Source organism: Pseudarthrobacter sp. fls2-241-R2A-127 (assembly GCF_030209355.1).
Classification (GTDB): Bacteria; Actinomycetota; Actinomycetes; order Actinomycetales; family Micrococcaceae; genus Arthrobacter.
This window is the reverse complement of sequence record NZ_JARVSF010000045.1, coordinates 1-24,947: the sequence shown is the minus strand read 5'-3', so window position 1 is coordinate 24,947 and position 24,947 is coordinate 1. Positions and strand designations below refer to the sequence as shown.

Genomic DNA, 24,947 nt, shown 5'->3' with positions numbered 1-24,947 from the left:
TTGGATGGCAAACAGTTACCTGGCCGCCGGGCCGCCGTAATCCAGGGCGATCCGCCGCGCGGCTTCCAGCAGCTCGGGCAGCACTGTCGCTTCGATGTCCTGGGCGGCGGCGCGGTGGGTCTGCAGGGAAACGTTGGCCGCAGCCACAACCTCGTGTCCGCGCATCACGGGGACAGCCACGCCGCGGAGGCCTTCCTCAAGCTCCTGCGACACCATGGACCAGCCTTTGCGCCGCGCCGCTTCCACCTCGGCCCTCAGGTCCTCGATGCTGCCCAGGGAGCGGTCGGTGAAGCGGTGCAGCTGGACCGACTGAAGGTAGTCCTCCAGCCGGGCGGCAGGCAGGCCGGCCAGCAGGACCCGGCCCATGGAGGTGGCCCAGGCCGGGAAGCGGGTGCCCACGGTGATGGAAACGCTCAGGAGCCGCGGTGACGGCACGCAGGCCACGTAAACCACGTCCCAGCCATCGAGGATGCACAACGCGGTGGTTTCGTTGAGGTGCTCCGCGAGTTCCTTCAGGTGCGGCTCCGCCACCCTGGGCAGGGTCAGGCCGGCCAGGTAGGAACGGCCGACGTCGAGGGACCGGGCGGTCAGTTCGAAAGCGGAGCCTTCGGCCCGGACATAGCCAAGATCGGCCAGGGTCAGCAGGAACCGGCGCGCGGAGGCACGCGTCATGTCCGTCGCGGCCGCCACCTGGGAAACGGTGAGCCTTGGCTGGTCCGGCGTGAAGGCGAGCAATACGTCGAAGGCCTTCTCCACCGACTTCACAAAGTAGCCTGCCTGCTCCTCCATGGGCGTTGCGGTTCCTCTCCGGACGTCGGTGGCACACCGCTCGGGGTTGCCGGGCTTCAGCGCCTGTCCGATCATATCGGTGGCGGCTGTCAGGACCTCTCCCGAAGATGCTGGAGCCTTTCCTGCAGCAGCCCTCGGACCCGCCCGTCCAGGCCCAGGAGCGGGACCATGGCCACCGCCTGCTCGCGGAGGTGGTCCCATCCGTCGATGCAGCGGACGCCCAGGCCTCGGGCCCGGGCCACGCTTGCAGTGGCGTGGCGGGCGTAGACGAAGTCGTAGAGCACGGCGTCCGGCGCCAGCGGGGCGCTGCCCCAGGCCGGGGCGTCCGAGCTGTCCTTCCCGATGGGGGTGGCGTTGACCACCAGGGATACGCCGGCGGCGAGGTCCTGCGCCGAACTCCATGTGACGGTCCGGGTATCAACGCCAAGTTCCAGGCCCAGGTCCATCAGGTCCTTGGCGGCCCGGGGGTCCTGGTCGGTGATGGACACGGCACCGGCCTTTCCCCGAAGGGCGATCAGGGCTGCCCTGGCCGCTCCGCCGGCACCAAGAAGCAGTGCGTGCCGGTGGGCCGCCCCGTCCAGCAGCATCTCCACTGCCGTGAAGTCGGTGTTGTAGCCCACCAGTTCCCCGGCCTCCCTGACCAGGAGGTTGCAGGCGCCGCTCAGCCGGACCGGGGCGGTGACGCGGTCAGCGGCCCCGGCGGCCCAGTGCTTGTGCGGCATGGTGACATTGGCCGCCAGGATGTCCGGCTGCTGGAGCCTGGCCTTGGTCGTGTGCAGGTCGCCGCCTGCCGGGACGTCCCAGGGTTCATAGGTCCAGCCGTTGCCCAGTTGCTGCAGAACGGGGTTCCACAGACCGGGAGACATGGCCTTGGACGCAGCGGACCCGATCAGGAGCAGGCGGGACGCCGCAACAGGAGGATTCGTCATGACGCACCTTTCGCGCAGTGCCATTGTGATTGGCCTCACTGGCTAGTATTCTCTATCTAAACGCATATCGCACACTTGTTCGTTATGCGTACAAAATAAAGATCACACTTACCTTCAGCGCGGAAGGACATCCCATGACAGACATCGCAGCAGGCTCCCAGGCCCAGTACACGCCTGACGCCCAACGCCGCCTCAAGCGCGCCCGGAAGGCTGCGCTGGCTGCCTTCCTGGGCGGCGCACTGGAGTACTACGACTTCTTCATCTACGCCACCGCGGCGTCCCTGGTCTTCCCGAAGATCTTCTTCCCGGCGGGCGACCCCACCATCGCCCTGCTGGCCTCGTTCGCAACGTTTGGCGTCGCCTACGTCGCCAGGCCGTTCGGTGCGGTCGTTTTCGGCCACCTGGGGGACAAGATCGGGCGCAAAAACACGCTGGTGCTCACCCTGGTCCTCATGGGCAGCGCCACGTTCCTCATCGGCGCCCTGCCTGACTTCAATGCCGCCGGTTACTGGGCCCCTGCCCTGCTGGTGCTGCTGCGCCTGATGCAGGGCCTCTCCGCCGGCGCGGAGACCGCCGGCGCCTCGGCCCTGTCCACGGAGGAAGCCCCCGAGGGGCGCCGCGGCTTCTTCGCCAGCTTCTCCATGAGCGGCATCTCGGCGGGCATCGTCCTGGCCTCCCTGGCGTTCCTGCCTGTGGCCGCCATGAGCGAAGCTGACCGGCTCGCGTGGGGCTGGCGGATCCCCTTCTGGCTCTCCATCGTGGTGCTGATCGTCGCGTACCTGGTTCGCCGCTCGCTGGAGGAACCGGAGGTCTTCGAGGAAAAGCAGGATCACGGTGAACTGGTGAAACTGCCGTTCGCCAAGATGTTCCAGACCCATCCGGCACAGTTCTTCCAGGTGGCGCTGATGTCCTTCGAGACGGTCACCAACACCTTCATGCAGTCGTTCGGCCTGGCCTATGCCGTGTCCGTGGGCGTGCCCGCGTCCACCATGCTGTGGGTGAGCATCCTCGGAAATGTCCTGGCCATGGCCAGCCAGCCGCTGATGGCCCGGCTGTCCGACACGTATGGCCGCCGGCCGATCTTCATCGGCGGCGTCCTCGGCTCCGGAGCCATGATCTTCGTCTACTTCTCGGTGATCTCCACCGGAAACATCCCGATGATCTTCCTCACCAGCACCCTGATCACGGCAGGCACCTACGCCATGTCCAACGCGATCTACCCGGCGTGGTTCTCCGAGCTCTTCAACGTCAAGGTCCGCTACTCCGGCATGGCCATCGGCCTCCAGATCGGCATTCTTTGCGCCGGTTTCACCCCGCTGCTGGGAACCGCCCTGGTGGGCGCGGAGAAGGCCAACTGGGGTCCGGCGGCCTGGATTGTCGCGGCGTCATCCGTCCTGGCTGTGACCGGCGCCCTGTGGGCCCGCGAAACCGCCAAGACCCCGCTGCGGGAGCTCGGCAACCCGGTCCGGTAGGGCCAAACCCACCCGGCAAAAGGCGGGGCCGGCGACGGGAGGGAACTCCCGGCGTCGGCCCCGCCTTTGCTGCGTTGCGTTACTGGCCGGCTGCGCCTGTGGGTGCGGCCGCCGGGGCGGTGGCGGCGTTGTTGTTGCCGTTGCGCCGGCCTTGGCCGGGCGTTTGGGCGCCTGAACCGTCGGCCGCCCCAGCGCCCGCGCGTCCGTTGGTCCCCTGGAAGTTGCCAAAGTTGGCCCGGCCTGCCCGGGCGCCCAGATCAAGCTGCTTCTGCACCATGGTGCCGCCGAAGAAGCCTGCGGCCACCAGCAGCACGCAGACCAGGATCTTTGTGGTGCGGCCGGGGGTGAACCGTTTCTTGGGAATGAAGGGCTCGTCCTCGGGCGCGGCCCCTGCCTGCTGGTCCGGGAAGGACCTGTGGTCCTCCTCCGGGGCTGTCAGGGGAACGGGAACCGTCAGCGCCTCGGTGGCGTCAGCGGTGTCCGGAGAGTATGGGCTGGAGTTGTTCACGGGTTTCCTATTCATAGCGGAGGGCATCGATGGGCCGGAGCTTCGCGGCCTTGTTGGCGGGGTACACCCCGAAAACCAGTCCAATGACGGCCGAAACCGCCAAGGAGAGCCAGACCGTCCAGGCCTGCACCTCGGGTTGGACCCCGAGGAAGGGGAACGCGCTGCCGGCAAAGCCGACGGCGATCCCGGCTATCCCGCCGATCACGGAAATCACCAGGGATTCGATCAGGAACTGCGTCACGATGCTGCCCCGGGACGCGCCGATGGCCTTCCTGATGCCGATCTCCCGGGTCCGTTCCGTCACAGTGACCAGCATGATGTTCATGACGCCGATGCCGCCGACCAGGAGGCTGATGGCAGCCACCGCGCCCAGCAGGATGGTCAAGGTCTGGGTGGTGTTGGTGGCGGTGGTAAGGATCTGCGCCTGGTTACGGACCTGGTAGTCGCGGTTGGTGGAATCGACGTGGTGGCGGGCGTCCAGGATCATCTGGATCTCGTTTTGCGCCTGGTTCATGACGTCTGAGGAGGCAGCCTGCACCGTGATCGACGCGAGCGTTGGCGCGTAGCCGGTGAACTTGTTCTGCGCGGCAGAGAAGGGCACCACCACGATGTCATCCGGATCGTTCAGGCCCGTGGACCCCTTGACCGCGAGCACGCCGGACACCGTGAAGTTCTGGCCGTTCAACTGGATGGTCTGGCCCACCGCGGAACCGGTGGCGGTGCCGAAGAGGTCGCTGGCCACGGTGTTCCCGATGACGGCCACCGGGTTACCGGCCTGCTGGTCGGCCTCGGTGAAGGACGCCCCGGACGCCATGGCGCTGTTGGTGATATCGAAATACGAGGACGTGGTCCCCAGGAAGCTCGCCACCGAATGGGTGGCGCTGGTGTAGGTGGCGGTGACCCCCTGCGCCTGGACGATCGGCGCGGTGCGGGCAACATCAGGGGCCAGGACGGCGTCCGTGAGCGCACGCTCGTCATCGAGGGTGAGGTTGGTGCTGCGGGTGCGGCTTGTCCCGGCCTGGCCGCCGGTGCTCCGGCCGCCCACGCTGGTGGACCGGCTGACGGTCAGGACGTTGGTGCCCAGCTTGCCGATCTGGGCCTTGATGTTGTTGCTTGTCCCGGCCCCGACCGCGAGCAGGATAATGACGGCGGCAATGCCGATCAGGATCCCCAGCGTGGTGAGGACTGAACGCATCTTGTTGGCCGCCACCCCGGAGAGGGCGAACCGCGCCGATTCGAGGAGGTTCACGGCGCCACCGCGAAGGTTCCTGCGGGCACCGGCTGCTGGCGCATATCGGAGACGATCCGGCCGTCCTGCATCCGCACCACCCGGCCCGCCCTCTCGGCGACATCCATTTCGTGCGTGATCATCACGATGGTCCGTCCGCTGGCATGCAGGTTTCCGAAGAGGTCCAGGATCTCCGCCGAAGACTTGGAATCAAGTGCGCCCGTGGGCTCGTCGGCCAGCAGGAGGACCGGGTTGGTCACCAGGGCCCTGGCGATGGCCACGCGCTGCTGCTGGCCGCCTGAGAGCTGCGACGGCTTGTGGCCTGCGCGGCTGGACAACCCCACGGTGTCCAGCATGGCCAGTGCGCGGCTGCGCCTCTCGTGGCGTCCCACTTTCGCGTAAGCGAGCGGCATGGCCACGTTATCCACCGCTTTGGTCCTGGAGATCAGGTTGAAGTTCTGGAACACGAAGCCGATCTTGCGGTTGCGGATCTGGGCCTGCTGGTACTCGTCCAGCTCCCTGGTGTTGATGCCGTCCAGGCGGTAGCTTCCGGTGCTGGGCGCGTCGAGGCAGCCGATGATGTTCATCATGGTGGACTTCCCGGACCCGGACGCTCCGATGATGGCCACGAAGTCGCCGCGCTCGATGGAAATGTCCACGCTGTCCAGCGCGCGCACCTCCGCCTCGCCCTTGCCGTAAACCTTGCTGACGCCGGACAGTTCGATGACGGCGGCCACGGTCACTGGCCGCCGTTCCGGGTGCCGCCGCCGCGGGTGCCCGCGCCGCCCAGTCCGCCGGCGCCGAATCCTCCGCCGGTGGTGGTGCTGCCGGTGTCAAGGGTGCTTGAAATTGCCGGAAGTTCCACCTGGTCACCGTCTGCCAGGCCGGTCAGGATCTGGGTGCGTCCGTTGGCGCTGATCCCGGTGGTGACCGTCACCGGCGTCGGGGTGCCGTTCTTGAGGACGCTGACCGTCTGCCGGTTTCCCGTGGTGGTGATGGCGAGGCTGGGTACCACCAGGGCGTCGTCGGCCGTAGCTGTGGTGACCGAAATGTTGGCGCTCTGGCCCAGGCGCAGGCCTGCCGGCGGATTGGCGATGGAGACCGTCACCGGATAGGTGACCACGCCGTTGGTGGTGCTCGAGGTCTGGGCGATGGACACCACTTTGCCGGTGACCGGCGCCGCGGCCGGATCCTGGGCCAGGGCGGGGAAGGTGAATTGGGCCGTCTGGTCCGGCTTCATGCTGGTGACGTCCGACTCGGAGAAGCCTGCGACAACCTGCAGGTGCCCGGTGTCGCTGATGGTGACCAGGCCGCTGCCGGAGTTTGACCCGGTGGAGGACGATGCCCCGGCGGACGCGGACGACGCTCCGCCCGAGCCACCGCCGGCGGTGCCCCCGGACGACGACGCCGAGGCGCCCGAGGAGGATCCCGTCAGCGCGCCGGCCGTTGCGGTGACCGACGTGACGGTTCCGGTCACCGGCGAGGTCAGGTTGCAGGCGGCGAGGTTCGCTTTGTCCGTCTCGACGGCGAGCTGGGCGCTGGTGACGTTGGTGCCTCCTGCCGAGGCAGCCGAATTCTGGGCGTTGCCCAAGGCAGTGGTGGCGGAGGCAACCTGCTGCTTGTCCTTGAGCTGCGTGGAGGCGGCCTGGTTCTGTGCCTGGGTCAGCGCGGCCTGGTCCTTGGCCAGCTGGTTCTGGGCCGCCGCCACCGGATCCGTCCAGTTGACAGGCTTCGGGCTGGGGACCGGCACGGCCTGGGCGGCGGTCACCGCAGCGTTGTCGGCATCGACGGCTTTCTGCGCCGCGGCCACGGCAGCGGACTGCTGGGAAGAATCCAGGCCGGCGGACTGCTGGGCGTTCACCAGGGACTGGTTTGCCGTAGCCACCTGGCCGGCGGCGGAGACCTGTTGCTGGTTGGCCTGCGCCGTCACCGAATCGAGCTGGGCTTGGGCAGCGTTCAAGGCGTTCTGCGCGTTGGTGGGATCGATGGACACCAGCAACTGCCCGGCAGTCACCTGCTGGCCCAAGGTTGCTGCCACCGATTGGATCACGCCGCTGCAGTTCTGGGCGCTGACCACGGTGGTGGTTTGCGGGGCGACATTGCCCGAAGCCGTGGCCACCGAAGAGATCGCCGCCTTGCCCACCGTGACCGTCCGGACGGCCGAGGCAGGGGTGGTGGAGCCAGCCGCCGTAGCCGTGAGGTAGGTGCCTGCACCGAGGGCCAGAATGACGGCGCCCAGGCCCAGGTTGATAACAAGGGATTTTGAGGTCATGGCTGGACCCTAAGAGGGGCACCTGAAGGAATGCCGGGAAATTGGTGGGAGCAGGGCGATAGAGACCTTTTGTGTCGTCCCTTTCGGTTTTGTCCGGCCCGCGGACCGGCCTACCCGCGGGCTGTGAGGTCGGCGGAAATGAGTTTCGCCGTCGCCACGATTTCCTGTGCCACGGAGGCCAGGTAGGCGTCCCGGTCAGGTTTGGCTTCCACCGACTGGGCCTGCAGGGACACGTTGACCGCCGCGACCACTTTGGAACCGTCATAGACGGGGGCGGCCACGGACATCAGGCCCAGCTCAAGCTCCTGGTCCAGCACGCACCAGCCTTGCGCCCGGACGGTGTCCAGCACGGCCAGAAGTTCCGGGACGCTGCCCAGGGCGCGGGGGGTGAGCGGCTTGACCTCCGCTGATGCCAGGTACGCCTTGAGGTCCGACGCCGGCAGGTGGGCCAGCAGCACGCGGCCCATCGAGGTGGCGTACGCCGGGAAGCGGGTGCCCACCGTGATCCCGATGGTCATGATGCGGCGGGTGGTGACCCGGGCAATGTAGGCAATGTCGGTGCCGTCAAGCACGGCGGCGGACGTGGACTCACCGAGCTTCAGGGACAGTTCTTCCAGGTGCGGCTGGGCCAGCTGCGGCAGGGACAGCCCGGAAAGGTACGCGTATCCCAACTGGAGCACCTTGGCCGTCAGCGCGAACGTCTTCCCGTCCGTCCGTACATAGCCCAACTCCACCAGGGTGTGCAGGAACCGGCGGGCGGTGGCGCGTGTCAGGCCGGTGCGGGACGCGACCTCGCTGAGCGTCATGACGGGACGCTCGGCATCGAAGGCGCGGATCACCGCCAGGCCGCGTGCCAGCGACTGGACGTACTGGTCGCTGGCCTGCGGGCCGGGCTGGGTTTCGGTACCTGCGGCGTCGGTCATGGTTACCAATCCTAGGTGCCCGGCCTCAGGCGGCGGTGGCGGCCCTGAGGGGGACGGGGATGAGTTCCTGGAGTTCGTCAAGGGTGCAGCCGAAGGTTTCGCGGACGGTGACGCCGTCGGGTCCGGTGAGGAAGACGCCCTTGTCCGTGTAGACGCGGGTGACGCAGCCGACGCCGGTGACGGGGTAGGTGCAGGCGTCCACGATCTTGGAGGCACCTTCGCGGGTGAGGAGGGTCATCATGACGAAAACGTCCTTGGCGCCGGTGGCGAGGTCCATGGCACCGCCGACGGCGGGAATGGCACCGGGTGCGCCGGTGTGCCAGTTGGCGAGGTCACCGGTGGCGGAGACCTGGAAGGCGCCCAGGACGCAGATGTCCAGGTGCCCGCCTCGCATGATCGCGAACGAGTCCGCGTGGTGGAAGTAGGACGCGCCGGGGAGTTCGGTGACCGGGATCTTGCCGGCATTAATCAGGTCCTCATCAATCTCCTCGCCCGTGGCTTCCGGGCCCATGCCGAGCATGCCGTTCTCGGTGTGGAGGGTGATGTTCTGTTCCTCGGTGAGGTAGTTGGACACCAGGGTGGGCTGCCCGATGCCCAGGTTCACGAACGACCCCGGGGCGATGTCCTTGGCCACGAGCCGGGCAAGGTCGTCGCGGCCCAGCGGGGTTTCGGAGGTCTGGAGGGACTTCTCGTTGGACTGGATGGTCATCTCAGGCCGCCTTTTCTGCTGTGCTGCCGTTGCCGGCAACTTTGACGATGCTGTTGACGTAGATCCCGGGGGTGACCACGTTCTCCGGGTCCAGCCCGCCGACCGGGACGATTTCGGAGACCTGGACGATGGTGTGCCTGGCGGCGGCGGCCATGATGGGGCCGAAGTTGCGGGCGGTCTTGCGGTACACCAGGTTGCCCTTGCCGTCGGCCTTGAGGGCCTTGATCAGGGCGACGTCGGCGTGGATGGGGGTCTCGAAGACCTGCCATTTGCCGTCCAGGAACCGGGTTTCCTTGCCCTCGGCGAGCATGGTGCCGTAGCCGGTGGGGGTGAAGAACCCGCCGATTCCGGCCCCGGCGGCCCGGATCCGTTCGGCCAGGTTGCCCTGCGGGACCAGTTCGAGTTCGATCTCGCCGGCCTTGTACTTGGCGTCGAAATGCCAGGAATCGGACTGCCGCGGGAAGGAGCAGATCATCTTCTTCACCCGGCCCTCCTTGATCAGCAGGGCCAGGCCCTGGTCACCCTGCCCGGCGTTGTTGTTCACCACCGTCAGGTCCGTGGCGCCGCACTCCAGCAGCGCGTCGATCAGTTCGAACGGCTGGCCGGCGTTGCCGAACCCGCCGATCATCACGGTGGAACCGTCCTTGATCCCGGCCACGGCCTCCTGGACCGAATCAACAAAAGTCAGCATGGCTTAGGCCTTTCCGTTGGAAGCAGTCACGTTTTCGAGGACGACGGCCAGGCCCTGGCCCACGCCGATGCAGATCGCGGCCACACCCCACCGCTCCCCGGACGCCTGCAGGGACCGGGCCAGGGTGCCCAGGATCCGGGTGCCCGAGGCGCCCAACGGGTGGCCCATGGCAATCGCCCCGCCATGCCGGTTCACAATCGAGTGGTCAATCCCCCAGGCGTTGACGCAGGCCAGGGACTGCGCGGCGAACGCTTCGTTAAGTTCGACGGAGCCCACCTGGTCCCAGCCGATGCCCGCCTTCGCGAGGGCCTTGTTCGCAGCCTCCACCGGGGCGTAGCCGAAGTACTGCGGATCATTCGCGTGCGCGCCGCGCCCGGCGATGCGGGCCAGCGGATCCAGCCCGAGCAGCCCGGCGGCCGCCTCGGAACCCACCCAGGCCGCGGAGGCGCCGTCGGACAACGGCGACGCGTTCCCGGCGGTGACCGTGCCGTTCTCGGCACGGAAGACCGTCTTCAGGCCGGCGAGCTTCTCCGCCGACGAACCCGCCCGGATGCCCTCATCGCGGACCAGGTCCGTCCCCGGCACGGGGGCCACGAGATTGTCGTAGAAGCCTTCATCCCAGGCGGCGGCGGACAGGTTGTGCGAGGCGGCTGCGAACTCGTCCTGCGCTTCCCGGGTCACGCCGTACTTCTCGCGGAGCCGCTCGGTGGCCTCGCCCAGGGAAATGGTCCACTCCTTCGGCATCGCCTTGTTCACCAGGCGCCAGCCCAGCGTGGTGGACGCCAGGGTCATGTCACCGGCCGGGTACGGCTTCTCCGTCTTCGGCAAAACCCACGGGGCACGGGACATCGACTCCGCGCCCCCCACGAGCATCAGGTCCGCGTCACCGGCATTGATCTGGCGCGAGGCAATAATCGCGGCATCCAGCGAGGAACCGCAGAGCCGGTTCACCGTAGTGCCCGGGATCGAGACCGGCAGCCCCGCCAGCAGGGTGCCCATCCGTGCAATGTTGCGGTTCTCCTCACCGGCACCGTTCGCGTTGCCGAACACCACCTCATCAATCCGCTCCGGATCAAGTCCCGGAGCCCGCTTCACGGACTCCCTGATCACGTGCGCGGCAAGATCGTCCGGACGGACCCCGCCAAGGCCGGAGCCGAACTTGCCAAAGGGGGTGCGCACGGCGTCGTACACAAAAGCCTGGTTCATGGGGTTGTATCCATTCCGGTGTTGTCCATTTCATGGAACACCTGCTGAGCAGTCTTGAAGGCGGTGTTGGCGGAGGGGACTCCGCAGTAAATGGCGGTCTGCAGCAGGATTTCCTTGATTTCGTCCCTGCTCAGGCCGTTGGTGAGGGCCGCGCGGATGTGCATGGCCAACTCTTCCCAGTGCCCGTGGGCCACCATGGCGGTGATGGTCACGGCCGACCGCATCTGCCGGGACAGCCCGGGCCGGGTCCAGATGCCGCCCCAGGCGATGCGGGTGATCATGTCCTGGAAGTCGTCGGTGAACTCGTCCTTGGTGGCGTTGGCGCGGTCCACGTGCGCGTCGCCGAGCACTTCGCGCCGGACGGCCATGCCGCCGTCGTAAATTTCCTTGCTGGTGGCGCCGGGCTGGACTACGCCGTGGCGCGCAGTATCGCCGCTCATTTGGCGGCCTCCCGTGATTCGGCCCAGCTGATCATGCTGCGCATGAGGTCGGCGACGTGCGCCGGGGCCTCGGCCGGAGCCAGGTGGGCGATCCCCTCGATGCTGACGGCCGTGGCGGTTCCGCCCCCGGCGGTGATTCCCGCTGCCACTTCCTCGGCCATGGCCGGGGTAGCCACACCGTCCAGTGCTCCGGCGATGACCTGGGTGGGGACCGTGATGCTGCCGAGCTCACTGCGGATGTCGAAGGCAGCCAGGGCTTCACAGCAGAAGGCATAGCTGAAGCGGTCGGCGTCGCGCAGGGCGTGCAGGAGCCGGCTGCTGAACTCGGGTTCGCGGTCCATGAAGCCCGGCGCGAACCAGCGCTCCGCGGACCCCTGGATCATCACGGGCGTGCCCTGCGTGCGGACGGTTTCCGCGCGCTCCAGCCAGCCCTCGGGGGTGCCGATCTTGGCGCCGCTGTTTTGGACGGACAGGCTCTTCAGCCTCTCCCCGTGCTTGGTGCCAAGCTGCAGGCCCACCGCGCCGCCCAAGGAAACGCCGGCGTAGTGGAAGTTTTCGCCCGGGGCAATGGAGTCCACCAGGTCCACTACGGCGTCAGCGAGCGCGGCGACGTCGAATCCTTCGCCGGCGGCGGGCGAAACCCCGTGGCCGGGGAGGTCCCAGGCCACGACGTCGTAATCATTGCCGAGCAGGGTCGCCACCCTGTTCCACAGGATCGTGGAGGTGCCCAGGGACGGGCCTGCCACGATCAGGGGGTGGTCGCCCAGGGGACGTTGCGGGGACAGCAGCGCTGCCTTCAAGGCCGGCTTAGCCACGGGAAGCTCCATTCGCGTCGGTTTTGGGGGAAGTGAATTCGGGGAAGGCAGCAAGGATGTGGCGGGTGATCTCCGCCGACTGGCCCAGGTAGCTGGCGGGGTCCAGGAGTTCCTCCAGCCGGGCGTCGGGGACGACGACGGCGGGGACGGCTTCGCGGAGCAGCTTCCGGTAGGTGGCGGACTGCTCGGCGGGGGGCGCCTGCAGCGTTTGGTCCACCACGTCCTGCAGCTGCTGCTTGCCGGTGCGCCCGTGCTGCTCCGCAAGCAGTGGGGCCACGGCGGCGGTGACGCCTTCGGCCAGCAGCAGAGGGCCGGACAGGTCGAGGTTGCGGCGCATGCCGTCCGGGAACACCCGGAGTCCTTCGGCGAGTTCCCGCAGATGGCCTGCGGCGCCGAGGGCGAGGGACAGGAGCTGGCGGAGGGCCGGCCATTCGGTGTGCCAGGCCCCATCCGGGCGCTCGTCGTTGAAGGTGGCGGCGGCCAGGTGCAGCTGGGCGGCCAGCTGCGATGCCTGCAGCGCGGCGCTGCGGACCATGACGGACAGCACAGGGTTTTGCTTCTGCGGCATGGCCGAGGACACGCCGCGTCCAGCCGCCCGCGGTTCGGCGACTTCAGCCACCTCGGGCCGGCTCAGGAACAGGACGTCGGCGGCGATCTTGCCGAAGGCGTCCAGCACTGATGCCAGCGCATGGCCCAGGGAAGTGATGGCCAGGCGGTTGGTGTGCCAGGGAGCCGGGGCCGGGGCCAGGTCCAACCGGGCCGCCAGGGCGTCGGCCAGGGTGAACGGCGTGGCGTCGGCGCCGTCCGTCAGCACGGTCCCGGCAGCGAGGGTTCCCGCCGCCCCGCCGAACTGGACCGGTAATTCAAGCTTTTCCAGTTGCCGCCCAGCGGCAGCAACGCCCTGGAACCACTGTGCGGCGCGCAGCCCGAAGGTATAGGGAAGCGAATGCTGGGTCAGGCTCCTGCCGACGCACAGCGTGTCCGCATGCTGCCCGGCAAGGTGAGCCAGCGCCGTCGTGGTGGCTTTCAGGTCCGCCAGCACCGCGTGGACGGTGTTGCGGGCCAGCAGCATCAGGGCGGTGTCCAGGACGTCCTGGCTGGTCAGGGAGGTGTGCACGGCCTTCGCGGCACCAACTCCGGCGGTATCCAGCGCCGCCGCATTCTTCCGGAGGTCCGCCAGCAGCGGGATCACCGGGTTGCCGCCGCCCTGGGCGCGCAGCGCGATATCGGCGAGGTCGTAGCGCCCCGCCTCAGCGGCAGAAGCGACGACGGCGGCGGAACCGGCAGGTGCCAGGCCTGCCTCTTCCAGCACGTCGGCCCAGCCGGCTTCGACGGCCAGGATGCCCGCCAGCACTGCCCGGTCCCCCGTCAGCGCCGCCACCAACGGCGACGCTGAGACGGGACTGAGCAGGCCGGCGTCGGCCTCTTCCGCGAAGGCGCGCAGGTCTCCCAAAGCGGCGGCGTGGGTCACTGGAAGTCCAGGAAGACCGTCTCGCCCTCGCCCTGGAGGCGGATGTCCCAGGTGAGGCCGCCGTCGGGGTCGCGGCGGGCGATGAGCGTCTCGCGGCGCTCGGGATCCAGCGAGCTGAGCAGGGGGTCGTTGGCCAGGGCCTCGGTGTCCTCCGGCAGGTAGATGCGGGTGAACAGCCGGTTGGTGAGGCCGCGGGCGAAGAGCGCCACGGAGATGAACGGTGCCGCGCCAGGCTTGGTGGGGCCGGGGTTGACGGTGGTGAAGGTGAAGACGCCGGAGTTTCCCACGGCGCCGCGGCCCCAGCCGGTGAAGGTGTAACCGTCACGGACCAGGGAGCCGGTGCGCTGGACAACGTTGCCCCCGGCGTCGGGCTGCCAGATCTCCAGGATGGCGTCCGGGATGGTGTGGCCGGCGCCGTCGTACACGGTGCCCTGCAGGCGGATGGAGCCCGGCGAGCCGGGGGCCAGGAGCTCGTTGTCCTTCTCGAACGGCAGCGCGTAGCCGTAGAACGGGCCCACGGTCTGGCCCGGGGTGGGAACAAGTTTGGTGCTCATATTCCTACTCCTCGTCACCTTCTGCGCCGAGCGCCTCGTTTTCGGTCCAGGTCCGCTTGGGCCCGGTCAGGACGATGTCCCAGTTGTACCCCAGCGCCCATTCGGGCTCGGTGAGGCTGTGGTCGTAGGTGGCCACCAGCCGGTCGCGGGCGTCCTGGTCCACGATGGTCTGGTAGATCGGGTCCAGCGGGAAGAGCTGGTCGCCCGGGAAGTACATCTGGGTGATGATGCGCTGGGTGAACTCGGTGCCGAACAGCGAGAAGTGGATGTGCGCCGGGCGCCACGCGTTCAGGTGGTTCTTCCAGGGGTAGGCGCCGGGTTTGATGGTGACAAACCGGTACGAACCGTCCGGACCGGTGATGCAGCGGCCGATGCCCGTGAAGTTGGGGTCGATCGGGGCAGGGTGCTGGTCGCGCTTATGGATGTAGCGGCCGGAGGAGTTGGCCTGCCAGATCTCTACCAGCTGCCCGGCCACCGGGCGGCCGTCGCCGTCCAGGACCTTGCCGGCGACGATGATCCGTTCACCCAGCGGCTCGCCGTTGTGCTGGATGGTCAGGTCGGACTCCAAGGCGTGCACGTCCTGGTGCCCGAAGGCCGGCGAGTAGAGCTCAATGGTTTCGGGGTCGGCGTGCTGCAGGCTTTTGGTGGGGTGGCGCAGGATGCTGCTGCGGTATGGCGGGTAGTCCAGCCGCGGCTGGGTCTCCGGCAGGCCGCCGTCTTTGAGGGCCCGCTGGTATGTCTCGCCGATGGCGTTGATCTCTGCACTGAGGTCCGCCTGCGATTCGATGGCCTTGTCCAGTGGCTGGTGGGCAGCCTTCGGTTCGGCCGGGGGCACGAGTTCCTCCGACTCCAGCTCCGCGGTGATGTCTTCCGGCATGGCTGGCTCCTTTCTCATCTGTTGGGTTTGTAGTGTCTGTGGTCTGGGTTGGCTCAGGTGCGGTGCAGCGAGTCGTACTGAACCGCGTGGCGCACCGGGGCGTTGGGGGCGCCGTAACCGTCGTAGCGGCCGCGGCGTTCCACCATTTCGAAGAACACGCTGCCCACGGTGGCGGTGTAGAAGTGCAGGAATTCCCCGTCCGCGTCCCGGTCGAAGAGCAGGTTCAGTTCCTGCAGCGTGGCCAGGAACCCGGGGTCGAGGTCGAACCGGGCGTCCAGGTCCTCGTAGTAGTTGGCGGGGATCTGCAGGAATTCCAGGCCCTTGTCCCGGGCGGCGCGGGCCGTGGACACGAGGTCGTCCACGGCGAAGGCGATGTGTTCCTGGTACGTCTTCTGGCCGTGCGCCTGCTGCACCGGGGCGAGGTTGAGCACCAGCCGCACCGCGCCGTCGGAGGTCTGCATGACCTGCGAGCGCACCAGGCCGCTGGGGCTTGGGACCTCGGCGAACGGCTGGGGCTCCAGGGCCAGGGCGCTGGTGTAGAAAAGGACGGCCTCATCGAAGTGCTGCCACGGCTGGGCGAGGTTGACGTGGTCGATCACGGCCCGGGCTCCAGCGGACGGGTGTTGCAGCCCTTCCCCGAATTCGTGCGTCCAGGCGGCGGTGCCGTCCGGGCTGCCCTGGCAGAGGAAGATTTCGGTGGAGTCCGGGGCCGCGATGCCTTGGAAGACTTCCTCGTGAGCCTGCACTTTGCGGGCAACCACAGGGGCCTTGAGCTGCTGGGCCCGGGCCGAGGCAATCACGGGGGAATCGACGTCGAACCCCAGCGCGGCGATGGCGGGCTCGGCGTGGCTGGCAGCCTGTTCGTTGATGATCACGCGGGCCTGGCCCATGGTCCAGAGCTGGACGTCCTTGGTGCGGTGCCGCCCCTCGAACGCGAAGCCGAGCTGGCCCAGGAGCTTCTCCAGCTGCGCGGTATCGTCCGCCTTGACCTCGGCGAAGTTGAAGCCGGCAGGTTCGTTGACCTTGGGCAGGGTGGCCAGTTCCATGGGATAACGACGGCGGGGCGCGCCGCCGCCGGGAACGGTACCGGCGGCGGGGGCGTCCGCGAGCCAGTTGGCGCTCTGTTCCTCCAGCCAGATGAGCGACCGCATGGCATCGACGGCCGTGCGGTCCACGTCGGACTGCCGGAAGACGTCGTTGAAGACCTCCAGGGAAACCGGGCCGGTGTACCCGGCACGGACCACGTGGCCCATGAACTTTGCCAGCTCGAACTGGCCCTCGCCCGGGAACACCCGGTAGTGGCGGCTCCAGGACAGGACGTCCATGGATAGCTTGGGGGCATCGGCCACCTGGACAAAGAAGATCTTCTCCGGGTTTATGTTTTCGATGGGCGCCGTGTCCCAGTCCCGGGAGAGGATGTGGAAGGAGTCCAGGCAGGTCCCCAGGTTGGGGTGGTCCACGGCCTCCACCAGCCGGTAGGCGTGCTCGTAGTCGTTGACGTACTTGCCCCAGGCCAGGGCTTCATACGCCACCTTGATGCCGTGGTCCCCGGCCAGCTGCGCCAGCTCGGCGAGCTGATCGGCGCGCAGGGCGTCGTCGTCGATGGTGGCCGTGGCAACGTTGGAGCACACCAGGATGGTGTCCATGCCCAGGCGGGACATGAGCTTGAACTTCGCTTCGGCCCGCCGGAGGTTGGCCTTGAGCAGGTCCGGGGTGACGCCGTCGAAGTCCCGGAACGGCTGGTAGAGGTCCAGGCCGAGGCCAAGGTCAGCTGCCATTTTCCGCACGTCCTCGGGGCTGAGGGGCGAGGTGACCAGGTCCTGCTCAAAAATCTCGATGCCGTCGAACCCCGCGATCGCGCAGGCCTGCATCTTTTCCTTCAGGGTGCCGGACAGGCAGACGGTGGCGATTCCCGTGCGCATCAGGCGGCCACCTCCTCGGCGGCCACGAGCTCCAGGAAATGGCTGCGCATCCGGTCCGGATCCGCTTCAAGTCCGGTGAAGATCCGGAAGGCGTCCGCTGCCTGCCCCACGGCCATGCGGCCGCCGTCCAGGACCTCGCAGCCCTTGGCGCGGGCGCCGCGGACCAGTTCGGTCTCGATGGGGCGGTAGACGATGTCCGCGACCCAGTGGCGTGGCTCCAGCAGGTCCAGGTCCAGCGGGAGGCCTGGGTGGGCGGCCATCCCCACGGGGGTGCAGTGCACCAGGCCGTCGGCCAGGGGCATGAGGCGGGGCAGGTCCGCCGGCGTGCCTGCGGTGATGGCACTGTCCGGGAAGAGGCCCTGCAGTTCGGCGGACCGGGCAGCGGCCCGGGACGGGTCCATGTCCACGAGGTCAAGGGTCCGTACGCCCGCGGTGAGCAGGGCGTAGGCGACGGCGGATCCTGCGCCGCCGGCGCCCAGCTGGACCACGCGGTCCAAGCGGGCTCCGGGGAGGCCGGAGGCCAAGGCGGCGGCGAAGCCGGAGAAATCGGTGTTGTGCCCGATGAAGCGGCCGTCCCGGATGACCACCGTGTTCACGGCGCCCAGGCGGCGGGCGTCCGGGGAGATCTCGTCCAGGTGCTCCAAGACCAACTGCTTGCAGGGGTGCGTGATGTTCAGGCCGTTGAAACCCAGGGTGCGGGCGCTCTGCAGGATGGCGCCGACGGATTCGCCGGGAAGGCCCAGTTCGAGGAGGTCAATGGGCCGGTAGAGGTAGCGCAGGCCCTGCACGTCCCCTTCGCGTTCGTGCATGGGCGGGGTGAGTGAGGGCATGACGCCGTCTCCGACCAGTCCCACGAGGTAGGACTCAGTTCGATAACTCATCCGTGCAGCTCCTTTGGTAACGGCACCGGAAAGCTGCGTCCACGCGGGGGGAGCGGCTGGGCCGGTGATAGGGATTACAGTACAGCATTTGTTCACTTTGCGCACTCTAGTTCGGGGTACGAACAATCTTGATGGATTGCCCGGGTTTGTTGGCGCGGCTCGAGGTGGTCAGCCGCGCTGCGGCAGGCGGTCAGCCAGCTCCGCGGCCGCCTCCTGGAGGACCGGAACGTGGGCAACCAGCTCCTCGAGGCTGAGGCGGAACACGGGGACCGCCGTCGCCAGCGAGGCGAAGGCGTGCCCCTGGCTGTTGAGCAGCGGAACGGCCACGGCGCGCATGCCGGCCTCGTTCTCCTCGTCCATGACGGCGTAACCACGGCGGCGCACCTCGTCGATTTCCGCGCGGAAGGCGTCCCGGTCCGTAATGGAACGTTCGGTGAGGGCCTCCAACGGAAGCTCCGAAAGCAGGCGCTCCCGCTCCGCATCGTCGGCGAAGGCCACCAGGGCCTTTCCCACGGCAGTGGTGGAGAGTGAGCCCAGGTGGCCGGGGTCGCTGGTGACGCGGAAGATCTGCGGGCCGTCCACCTTGCTGACCGTGAGGTGGTGGAGGCCGTCACGGACGCTGAGGATGGTGGCCTCCCCCGTCCTCTCGGTCACCCGCCGCAGGATGGGCAGGGAGGTGCCGGCGAAGCCGTGATGGTTGGAGACCCGCTGGCCGAGCTGGAAGATCCGCAGGCCCAGGTGGTAGCGGCGGCCCTCCGGCTCATAATCAACGAAGCCGTCGCGCGCCAGCGACCCCAGCAGCCTGTACGTGGTGCTGAACGGCAGCTCCGCGCGCCGCGAGATTTCGGCGGCGCTTGCCCCCCGGGGTTCATCCCCCAGGAGGACCAGCAGGCTGAGGGCCTTGCCCACCATGTCCGGGCGCTCGGCGGCCTTGGTGGCGGCCTTGGGTTCGGGAGGCAGGGCATTCACGGGCATCGCGCCGGGAACAGCCGGGCCGGGAACAGTGGATTCGTCGTCAGCCACTGTGGTTTGGTTCACACTCATATCTCGATGTTGCCACAATGTGAGAGCTATTTCTAGATCGTGAGTATTTTCTTGACAAGTGACTGCCCTCACAGTCATAGTTTCTGTATCGCAAAAGTAGCTCTCACCATGTGGCTACAAATTGCCGGGTCTTTTTCCGGACTCCAGCCGCATCGCGCCCGCCCGCACCCAGGCAGCGGCGGCTGCGACCCCCAGATCCATCCGCGACAATGTCGTCACACAAAGGAACACCATGAGCCAGACACTTCCGTCCGCCGGGGCGGGTGCCCTCACCTCCGGCGGGACGCCCAAGAAGGCAGCCCTTGCCAGCTTCCTCGGCAGCGCCGTCGAGTATTACGACTTCTTCATCTTCGGCTCCGCGGCCGCACTGATCTTCCCCAAGGTCTTCTTCCCCGACGCAGACACCAACGCGGCGATCATGTCCTTCGCCACGTTCGGCTTCGCATACGTGGCCCGGCCGGTGGGCGCCATCATCCTGGGCCACTTCGGCGACCGTGTGGGCCGCCGCAAGGTCCTGATGTTCACGCTGTTGCTGATGGGCGCCTCCACCTTCGTGATCGGCTGCCTGCCGGACTTCAAGACCGTGGGCTGGTGGGCTCCCGTCCTGCTGGTGCTTGCCCGCCTCTGCCAGGGGCTCTCGGCCGCAGGCGAGCAAGCCGGCGCGTCCTCCATGACGCTCGAGCACGCCCCGGACAACCGCCGCTCCTTCTTCACCTCATGGACCCTCACCGGCACGCAGGGCGGCCAGATCCTCGCTGCCCTCGTCTTCATCCCCGTCCTGGCCCTGCCGGACGAGATCAAGTTCGGCATCGGCTGGCGCATCCCGTTCTGGCTCAGCGCCGTTGTGGTGATTGTGGCGTTCCTGATCCGCCGCACCCTGCACGAGCCGCCCGCCTTCGAAGAAGCCCGCAAGACCGCCCAAATCGCTAAGCTGCCCGTCGCCGACCTGCTCAAGGGCCACTGGCGCGACGTCCTCCGCGTGATCTGCTGCGCGTTCATCGCCGCCGTGTCCACCGTGTTCGGCACACTGGCCATCAGCTACGCCAAGACCGTGGCCGGCGTCGACGGCACCACCACCTTGTGGCTCGTCGTAGGCGCAAACCTGGTGGCGCTGGGCACGCAGCCGCTCTTCGGGATGCTGGCTGACAAGATCGGCCGCAAGCCCGTCTTCATCTACGGCGCGGTATCCAGCGCAATCCTCACGCCCGTCTTCCTGCTCAGCCTGGAGTCCCACAGCATCCCGCTGATGTTCCTGGCCGCGATCGGCTACTTCTCCGGAGGCTACGCGGCAGCCAACGCCGTCTGGCCCTCCTTCTACGCCGAAATGTTCAGCACCAAGGTCCGCTTCTCCGGCCTGGCCATCGGCACGCAGCTCGGCTTCCTGATGGCAGGTTTCGCCCCGGCCATCGTCGCGGCCATGGGCGGCATCCAGGCCGGCGGCTGGGTCCAGATCAGCATCTTCACCGGCATTATCTGCGCCGTTGCAGCGGTGTCCGCCCTGACTGCCAAGGAGTCCTTCCGGACCCCCACCAGGGAACTCGGGCTGAAGTAACAGCCTGGAGCTGACAGACTGGCCCGGTTTTCAGGCCGGAGAGCCCGCCATTCCCCCAAATGGCGGGCTCTCCCCCGTTAAAACTGGGCCAGTCTGTCAGGACGCACCGCGGTTACCTGCCGGTCTCCAGCACCGAGGCGAGGTCGAAGTTAACCGGCTCCTCAAGTTGCCCATAGGTGCAGGATTCCGGGTCCCGGTCCGGGCGCCAGCGGTTGAACTGGGCCGTGTGGCGGAACCTCTCGCCTTCCATATGGTCGTAGCGGACCTCCACCACCAATTCGGGCCGCAACGGGACGAAGGACAGGTCTTTCCCGGCGCTCCACCTGCTGCCTTCGGCATTCCGCGGGGTCCGTTCGCCCTCCTCCTGCCTGGCCCAGGCCCACGGGTGGTGATCGAAGTCTGTCACCAGCGGCTGGAGCTCGTCGAACAATTCCTTGCGCCGCTTCATCGGGAAGGCACCGATCACGCCCACGCTGGCCAGGCCGCCGTCGTCCTTGTACAGGCCCAAGAGCAGCGAACCGATGGTGTCCGGACCGCTCTTATGGAGCCGGTAGCCTGCCACCACGCAGTCCGCGGTCCGCTCGTGCTTAACCTTGAACATCACCCGCTTGTCAGGTTCGTACCTGCCCTCCAGCCGCTTGGCCACGAGGCCGTCCAGGCCGGCCCCCTCGAACTGCTCAAACCACTGCGCTGCGGTGTCCTTGTCGGTGGTGGCGGCCGTCAGGTGGACGGGGGCGCTGCTGCCTGCGAGCGCCTTCTCCAGGGCTGCCCGCCGCTCCGAGAACGGCCTTCCGGTGTAGTCGTCATCGCCCAGGGCCAGGAGATCGAACGCCACGAAGGAGGCGGGCGTCTGCTGGGCCAGCATCTTCACCCGGCTGGCGGCGGGGTGGATGCGCTGCTGCAGGGTATCGAAATCGAGACGGTCTCCGGAGGCGCCTACCAGGATAATCTCGCCGTCCACCACGCAGCGGGGCGGCAGGTTCTCCTTGAGGGCGGCCACCAGTTCCGGGAAGTACCGGGTCATGGGCTTTTCGTTGCGGCTGCCGATCTCCAGGTCATCGCCGTCCCGGAAGATGATGGAGCGGAAGCCGTCCCACTTGGGCTCGTAGCTGAGGTCCCCTCCCGCTGGAATGCCGTCGATGCCGCTGACGGCCTTGGCGAGCATGGGCGGGACGGGCGGCATCACGGGAAGGTCCATGTGCCCATTCTTGCCCGGCCGGGGCCCAGGACGGTAGGGCGTCGGGGTTTCAGGCGGCCAAAAGCCAGACGATCAGTACCAGCACAGGTGCCGCGGCGGCAGTGGAGAGCAGGATGGTTTCCCGCGCCACCGCCACACCGCGGCCGTACTTGCTGGCGAACAGGAACACGTTCTGCGCGGAGGGAAGCGCTGCCATGAGCACCACGCCCAGGAGCATGTGGTGGTCAAGGTTGAACAGGAAGCGTCCGACGACGAACGCCACCGCCGGCATCACGGCGGACTTCAGTGCCGCGGCGGTGAGGATTTCCGCTGTGTGCCCACCGCTGCGGAGCATCGTGGTTCCCCGCAGCGACATCCCGAACGCCAGCAGCACCACCGGAACGGCGGCCCCGCCCAGGAGCGTCAGCGGGGCCATCACCGGGGCCGGGAGCTCCACGTGCAGCGCGGCCAGGACCACACCCAGGAGCGAGGCGATGATCATGGGATTCCGGAAGGGCTGGGTGAGCATCAGCCGGGGCGAGAACCGGCCGGCGGCGGACAGGTCGAGCAAGGTGAGGACCAGCGGGGCGAACAGGAGCAGCTGGACCAGGAGCACGGGGGCCACGGGCGTGGCGTCCCCCAGCGCATAGAGCGTGATGGGGATACCGATGTTGTTGGCGTTGACATAGGAGCCCGCCATGGCGCCGACGGCGGTTTCGGCGAGCGGCCGCGGAAACCAGATTCGGCTGGCGGCCACATACAGCAGCGCAGTGGCGGCGGCCGTGATCATGGCCAGCGGAACGTAGGCGGAGAAAACCACTGACAGGTCCGATTTCAGCACCACTGTAAAGAGCAGCACGGGGTTGGTGATGAAGAAAGCGGTACGGGTCAGGGCCATGATGGTGGGTTCGTCGCCCAGGCCGCAGCGTGCGGCGAGGTAGCCCACGGCGATGACGACGCCGATCACGGCGAGGCCAATAAGCACTCCGCCCATAGGAGGTACTTCCCTTTCCCGTCGGGAATTCATGCCCGGTGCAAGACCCCCGTCCTCGGCAGTTTTACAGGTACCCAACTTATAAGATAAGCAGCTCAATTACCGGCCACCTGTGCGGTAGGATCCCATTTCGGGGGATTCTCTGGACTATTTGCGCCATCGCACTCCTTCCCTGCTGCGCCGCGACCGTTCCATTCAATGTCTGCCGATATTCCGGGCCGCGCTGCCGCTGGTCTCGGTTCTGCTTTTGATGGGGGAAATGGCACATTGATACTTAGCGTGCTCCGGCGTTCAAAATCGTATCTGCCCGTTCTGATCGTGCCCGTTTGGGGACTTCTGACGCTGTTGACGTGGTCCAGGCTGCCACAAACAACGAAACAAACGGTGTGGGCTGAAGATGGCGGCGTCTTCTTGCGGGACATTCTCTCCGACGGCGCCTTGGCGACGATCCTGAAACCGTATGACGGCTATCTGCATGTCATTCCACGGATCGTTGTCGGCATCGCATATAACGCTTTTCCCATTGATTTTTCGCTATTGCCGCGTCATTGCTGAGCTGCGCCGTGGTGGCAGGCATTTGCGTCGCGGTGTTTTTCCTCACAAAACCCTTGTTCCCGGTTGCCTGGATCAGGGCGTGCCTGGCAGCCATACCGGTCTTCCTCCCGGTGGGGCCTATGGAAACCCTGGGGAATGCGGCCAACCTCCATTGGTATCTGTTGTGGCTGGCACCGCGGCTGGTGTTGTCAAAGCCTGCGAGCCTGGGCGGCCGCCTGGCAACATTTGCAGCATCCTTTGCCGTGGCGCTGAGCGAGGTCATAGCGGGCATGTTCCTGCCCCTCGCCCTGTGGATGGCATGGAAACGCAAGTCATATTTCGCCCCTCTTGGCCTGGTGGCGGGCGTTGCCCTTCAGATTCTGACCACTATGTTCAATCCCCGCCCCGCATCACTTCGGGTGGAAAACAGCGTCGAGCCCGCGTCCGTCCTCATAGGATTTTTTGTCCAGCCTGTCGCGGCGCTCTGGCAGACGGACAGCCGTACACTGATCTCCAATCTCAATAATTTCGGGGGTTTGGCTGTTCTCTTCCCCTCCGCCTTGTTGGCGGTCCTCACCGTCATGGTCCTGAAATTTGGCCATCAGCGCTGGAAGGCCGGTGCCATTTGCCTCGTTGCAGCGGCGTTCTCCTGCTGGTCCGCGTCTGTGCTTATCAATGCCAACCCGATGTTCGACTACGCCCGCTTCACCGCCGAAGACTGGCAGACCATGTTCGATTACAGCCGCTATGCGGCAGCGCCGGGAATGTTCCTCCTGGCACTCATTCCCGTCGCATTGTCGGTTCTCCATGAGATGCCGGCCACTCGGAACTCCCATTTCTTTGCGAGGCTCCAAGGTGTATCGTCGGGAATTTTTGCGTTGCTCATCCTGGTCAGCTTCTTCCCGGCCACAACGCTCAGGGAAGACGGGCCACGATGGTCCCCTGCTGTGGCCGAAGCGCGGGAGAACTGCCGGTCGGGTTCTTCCCCGGCCTCGGATACCGTGACGGCGGCGCCCGCCCTGTGGAAGTTTGCCCGAATAGAAGTCCCCTGCCAGGTTCTTGAGAAAGGGCCAAGTGGGTTTCATGCGGCCAGCGAAGGCACCCGGAACTGACTTCCGGCCCACGCGCCCCCAAGCCTGAGTGACGCCCCAGAAGGTTGCCGCCCGCCAACAGGTAACCCGCAGGCCCGCACTGTGAAAAGATCAACCATGCGCGCCATGCAACACTCCAGCAAGCTCCAGAACGTCCGGTACGAACTCCGGGGACCGATCCTGCAGGCGGCCAAGAACATGGAGGCCGAGGGCCACCGGATTCTCAAGATGAACCTCGGGGACACGGCACCTTTCGGGCTGGAGGCGCCGGAGTCCGTGGTGGTTGACATGATCCACCACCTCCGCGGCGCCCAGGGCTACAGCGATTCCAAGGGCATCTTCACGGCGCGGACCGCCATCTCGCAGTACTACCAGACCCGGGGCCTGATGAATATCGGCGTCGAGGACATCGTGATCGGCAATGGCGTCAGCGAACTGATCAACATGTGCCTTCAGGCGTTCCTGGAGGACGGCGACGAAATACTGGTCCCGGCACCGGACTATCCCCTGTGGACGGCCGCGGTGACACTGACCGGCGGCAAGCCGGTGCACTACCTCTGCGACGAAGCGGAGAACTGGTGGCCGGACATGGCCGATGTCGAAGCGAAGATCACCCGCCGAACCAAGGGCATCGTGATCATCAACCCGAACAACCCCACCGGCGCCGTCTACCCGCGCCACATCCTGGAACAGTTCGCGGCCCTGGCCCGGAAGCACAACCTGGTCCTGTTCTCCGATGAGATCTATGAGAAAGTGCTGTACGCGGACGCCCAGCACATCCATACCGCGGCCGTGGCCGAAGACATCTGCTGCCTGACAGTAATGATGGAATTGGCTCGTGCTGCGGTGTGACTCTGGGTTCTGACTG

24 protein-coding genes and 1 pseudogene are annotated in these 24,947 nt (G+C 67.0%); 5 read left to right on the top strand and 20 right to left on the bottom strand.

The genetic code is table 11. The features are described from left to right. Positions 1 to 15: 15 nt before the first annotated feature. Together QRN53_RS20390 and QRN53_RS20385 are read right to left on the bottom strand one after the other, a co-directional pair. Positions 16 to 789, bottom strand: coding sequence for an IclR family transcriptional regulator domain-containing protein (locus QRN53_RS20390; RefSeq protein ID WP_285245630.1), 774 nt, complete (start codon positions 787 to 789; stop codon positions 16 to 18). A gap of 89 nt (positions 790 to 878) precedes the next feature. After that, entirely contained in the window at positions 879 to 1,718 is an 840-nt protein-coding gene (locus QRN53_RS20385; protein ID WP_285245629.1) for a shikimate dehydrogenase family protein, read from the bottom strand. A 134-nt stretch (positions 1,719 to 1,852) separates the two neighbouring features. Here QRN53_RS20385 and QRN53_RS20380 point away from each other — a divergent pair, with 134 nt between their 5' ends. Beyond that, on the top strand, positions 1,853 to 3,190 hold the full coding sequence (locus QRN53_RS20380; RefSeq protein WP_285245628.1) for an MFS transporter: 1,338 nt from the start codon (positions 1,853 to 1,855) through the stop codon (positions 3,188 to 3,190). Positions 3,191 to 3,269: 79 nt separating this feature from the next. On the opposite strand, the gene QRN53_RS20375 is transcribed toward QRN53_RS20380, so the two are convergent. The 16 genes from QRN53_RS20375 to QRN53_RS20300 form a co-directional block, all read right to left on the bottom strand. After that, the gene (locus tag QRN53_RS20375) at positions 3,270 to 3,698 is read right to left on the bottom strand and encodes a hypothetical protein (RefSeq protein WP_285245627.1); all 429 of its coding nucleotides are present in this window, start codon (positions 3,696 to 3,698) and stop codon (positions 3,270 to 3,272) included. 7 nt (positions 3,699 to 3,705) lie between these two features. Next, positions 3,706 to 4,947 (bottom strand): ABC transporter permease, encoded by a 1,242-nt coding sequence (locus tag QRN53_RS20370; RefSeq protein WP_285245626.1) that lies wholly within the window; start codon positions 4,945 to 4,947, stop codon positions 3,706 to 3,708. Further along, positions 4,944 to 5,669 (bottom strand): ABC transporter ATP-binding protein, encoded by a 726-nt coding sequence (locus QRN53_RS20365; RefSeq protein ID WP_285245625.1) that lies wholly within the window; start codon positions 5,667 to 5,669, stop codon positions 4,944 to 4,946. The genes QRN53_RS20370 and QRN53_RS20365 overlap by 4 nt, the downstream gene beginning before the upstream one ends. Beyond that, on the bottom strand, positions 5,666 to 7,198 hold the full coding sequence (locus tag QRN53_RS20360; RefSeq protein ID WP_285245624.1) for an efflux RND transporter periplasmic adaptor subunit: 1,533 nt from the start codon (positions 7,196 to 7,198) through the stop codon (positions 5,666 to 5,668). The genes QRN53_RS20365 and QRN53_RS20360 overlap by 4 nt, the downstream gene beginning before the upstream one ends. Positions 7,199 to 7,308: 110 nt before the next feature. Further along, entirely contained in the window at positions 7,309 to 8,121 is an 813-nt protein-coding gene (locus QRN53_RS20355) for an IclR family transcriptional regulator domain-containing protein (RefSeq protein ID WP_285245623.1), read from the bottom strand. 25 nt (positions 8,122 to 8,146) lie between these two features. Further along, a complete protein-coding gene (locus QRN53_RS20350) occupies positions 8,147 to 8,830 on the bottom strand; it encodes a 3-oxoacid CoA-transferase subunit B (RefSeq protein WP_285245622.1) in 684 nt (227 codons plus the stop codon). 1 nt (position 8,831) lies between these two features. Beyond that, positions 8,832 to 9,521 carry a 3-oxoacid CoA-transferase subunit A gene (locus QRN53_RS20345; protein ID WP_285245621.1) on the bottom strand — a complete coding sequence of 230 codons (690 nt, stop codon included), beginning with the start codon at positions 9,519 to 9,521 and terminating at the stop codon, positions 8,832 to 8,834. Between the two features lie 3 nt (positions 9,522 to 9,524). After that, the gene (locus tag QRN53_RS20340; RefSeq protein ID WP_285245620.1) at positions 9,525 to 10,727 is read right to left on the bottom strand and encodes a thiolase family protein; all 1,203 of its coding nucleotides are present in this window, start codon (positions 10,725 to 10,727) and stop codon (positions 9,525 to 9,527) included. Next, positions 10,724 to 11,167 carry a 4-carboxymuconolactone decarboxylase gene (gene pcaC / locus QRN53_RS20335; RefSeq protein WP_285245619.1) on the bottom strand — a complete coding sequence of 148 codons (444 nt, stop codon included), beginning with the start codon at positions 11,165 to 11,167 and terminating at the stop codon, positions 10,724 to 10,726. Before pcaC ends, QRN53_RS20340 begins: the two co-directional genes overlap by 4 nt. Then, complete coding sequence (locus QRN53_RS20330) at positions 11,164 to 11,982, bottom strand: alpha/beta fold hydrolase (RefSeq protein ID WP_285245618.1); 819 nt, start codon at positions 11,980 to 11,982, stop codon at positions 11,164 to 11,166. The genes pcaC and QRN53_RS20330 overlap by 4 nt, the downstream gene beginning before the upstream one ends. Then, positions 11,975 to 13,453: a lyase family protein gene (locus QRN53_RS20325; RefSeq protein ID WP_285245617.1), complete on the bottom strand. Its 1,479-nt coding sequence runs from the start codon at positions 13,451 to 13,453 to the stop codon at positions 11,975 to 11,977. Before QRN53_RS20325 ends, QRN53_RS20330 begins: the two co-directional genes overlap by 8 nt. Further along, the gene (gene pcaG, locus QRN53_RS20320) at positions 13,450 to 14,007 is read right to left on the bottom strand and encodes a protocatechuate 3,4-dioxygenase subunit alpha (protein WP_285245616.1); all 558 of its coding nucleotides are present in this window, start codon (positions 14,005 to 14,007) and stop codon (positions 13,450 to 13,452) included. The genes QRN53_RS20325 and pcaG overlap by 4 nt, the downstream gene beginning before the upstream one ends. Before the next feature lie 4 nt (positions 14,008 to 14,011). Continuing rightward, a complete protein-coding gene (gene pcaH, locus QRN53_RS20315) occupies positions 14,012 to 14,884 on the bottom strand; it encodes a protocatechuate 3,4-dioxygenase subunit beta (protein ID WP_285245615.1) in 873 nt (290 codons plus the stop codon). A 53-nt stretch (positions 14,885 to 14,937) separates the two neighbouring features. Beyond that, positions 14,938 to 16,806: a bifunctional sugar phosphate isomerase/epimerase/4-hydroxyphenylpyruvate dioxygenase family protein gene (locus QRN53_RS20310; protein ID WP_285245614.1), complete on the bottom strand. Its 1,869-nt coding sequence runs from the start codon at positions 16,804 to 16,806 to the stop codon at positions 14,938 to 14,940. Further along, a complete protein-coding gene (locus QRN53_RS20305; RefSeq protein ID WP_285245613.1) occupies positions 16,806 to 17,687 on the bottom strand; it encodes a shikimate dehydrogenase in 882 nt (293 codons plus the stop codon). Before QRN53_RS20305 ends, QRN53_RS20310 begins: the two co-directional genes overlap by 1 nt. 168 nt (positions 17,688 to 17,855) lie before the next feature. Beyond that, positions 17,856 to 18,662 (bottom strand): IclR family transcriptional regulator, encoded by an 807-nt coding sequence (locus QRN53_RS20300; protein WP_285245696.1) that lies wholly within the window; start codon positions 18,660 to 18,662, stop codon positions 17,856 to 17,858. Between the two features lie 301 nt (positions 18,663 to 18,963). On the opposite strand from QRN53_RS20300, the gene QRN53_RS20295 reads away from it, so the two are divergent. Then, positions 18,964 to 20,283, top strand: coding sequence for an MFS transporter (locus tag QRN53_RS20295; protein WP_285245612.1), 1,320 nt, complete (start codon positions 18,964 to 18,966; stop codon positions 20,281 to 20,283). Positions 20,284 to 20,395: 112 nt separating this feature from the next. Here the strand turns inward: QRN53_RS20295 and QRN53_RS20290 are convergent, their stop codons facing one another. Continuing rightward, positions 20,396 to 21,481 (bottom strand): ATP-dependent DNA ligase, encoded by a 1,086-nt coding sequence (locus QRN53_RS20290; RefSeq protein WP_285245611.1) that lies wholly within the window; start codon positions 21,479 to 21,481, stop codon positions 20,396 to 20,398. A gap of 49 nt (positions 21,482 to 21,530) precedes the next feature. Then, positions 21,531 to 22,454: an AEC family transporter gene (locus QRN53_RS20285; RefSeq protein WP_285245610.1), complete on the bottom strand. Its 924-nt coding sequence runs from the start codon at positions 22,452 to 22,454 to the stop codon at positions 21,531 to 21,533. A gap of 198 nt (positions 22,455 to 22,652) precedes the next feature. On the opposite strand from QRN53_RS20285, the gene QRN53_RS20280 reads away from it, so the two are divergent. From QRN53_RS20280 to QRN53_RS20270, 3 genes and pseudogenes are all read left to right on the top strand, one after another. Beyond that, a complete protein-coding gene (locus QRN53_RS20280; protein ID WP_285245609.1) occupies positions 22,653 to 23,009 on the top strand; it encodes a hypothetical protein in 357 nt (118 codons plus the stop codon). Between the two features lie 119 nt (positions 23,010 to 23,128). Beyond that, positions 23,129 to 24,100 carry a hypothetical protein gene (locus QRN53_RS20275; protein WP_285245608.1) on the top strand — a complete coding sequence of 324 codons (972 nt, stop codon included), beginning with the start codon at positions 23,129 to 23,131 and terminating at the stop codon, positions 24,098 to 24,100. Between the two features lie 96 nt (positions 24,101 to 24,196). After that, positions 24,197 to 24,898: pseudogene (locus QRN53_RS20270) on the top strand (aminotransferase class I/II-fold pyridoxal phosphate-dependent enzyme); the annotation flags it as partial. Positions 24,899 to 24,947 lie beyond the last annotated feature (49 nt).